The sequence below is a fragment of the Bartonella sp. AA1HLJMS genome (genome assembly GCF_042197445.1).
Lineage (GTDB): Bacteria > Pseudomonadota > Alphaproteobacteria > Rhizobiales > Rhizobiaceae > Bartonella.
This window is the reverse complement of the sequence record NZ_JBHIRW010000253.1, coordinates 1-875: the sequence shown is the minus strand read 5'-3', so window position 1 is coordinate 875 and position 875 is coordinate 1. Positions and strand designations below refer to the sequence as shown.

General features: G+C 43.9%; 2 protein-coding genes. Both read left to right on the top strand.

The genetic code is table 11. The features are described from left to right. Nucleotides 1–128: 128 nt before the first annotated feature. On the top strand, nt 129–443 hold the full coding sequence (locus ACFIQE_RS11000) for a hypothetical protein (protein ID WP_375707764.1): 315 nt from the start codon (nt 129–131) through the stop codon (nt 441–443). Continuing rightward, the coding region (locus ACFIQE_RS10995; RefSeq protein WP_375707763.1) for a phage terminase large subunit at nt 424–875 on the top strand (452 nt) is incomplete at its 3' end. The genes ACFIQE_RS11000 and ACFIQE_RS10995, both read left to right, overlap by 20 nt.

Below are 875 nucleotides of genomic sequence, written 5' to 3'. Positions count from 1 at the left end.
TGCTGTACTAGTCGAATTGCGTCTAGAATTACGGTAAAGGTATAACCTTTCTTATAAGTTTATATGATTGTTCAGAGCCCTGCTTTTGCGGGGTTTTTTTATTGTCTTGTTTACAAAAAGAAACACACATGAAAACCACTGAAAAACTTGCAAAAAGAACGCCCCCAAAGGCAGGTCAAGGGCGGGTAAAAGGTGTGCCAAATAAAACGACACGTATTTTGAAAGAAGCAGTGCTTAAGGCTGCTGAGCGCGCTGGTAAGAGATATGGTGATGATGGTTTGATCTCTTATCTCGAAAAACAGGCAATCAAATGCCCCGCTGCTTATTTGGCATTGTTGGGGAGGATTTTGCCTCTTCAAGTGACAGGGGAAGATGGCGGGGCGATTAAGATGATAACGCGTGTGGAAATCGCGCCTTTAGTTCATGACAACACGACAGATTAATATTGTTCCAAAGCTTATACCGATTTTTACAGGTAAGGCTTTGGTGCGTGCGGCTTGGGGTGGGCGAGGATCTGGAAAGACAAGATCATTTGCCTTGATGGCGGCTTTAAAAGGCTATCAATTTGGCAGGGAAGGAATATCAGGCACTATACTTTGTGCACGGCAGTTTCAAAACTCGCTAGCAGAAAGTTCATTGGAGGAAATTAAACGCGCCATTGAAGCGCATGACTTTTTAAAGGACTATTACAAGGTTGGGGAATCGTCGATTAAATCGATAGATGGTCGTATAGCCTTTCAGTTTTCTGGTCTGGACCGGAATATTGCAAGTATCAAGTCTATGGGGCGTATTTTGCTTTGTTGGGTTGATGAGGCAGAGCCCGTTACAGAGACAGCTTGGCAAACGCTTATACCGACTTTGCGAGAAGAAGGAGA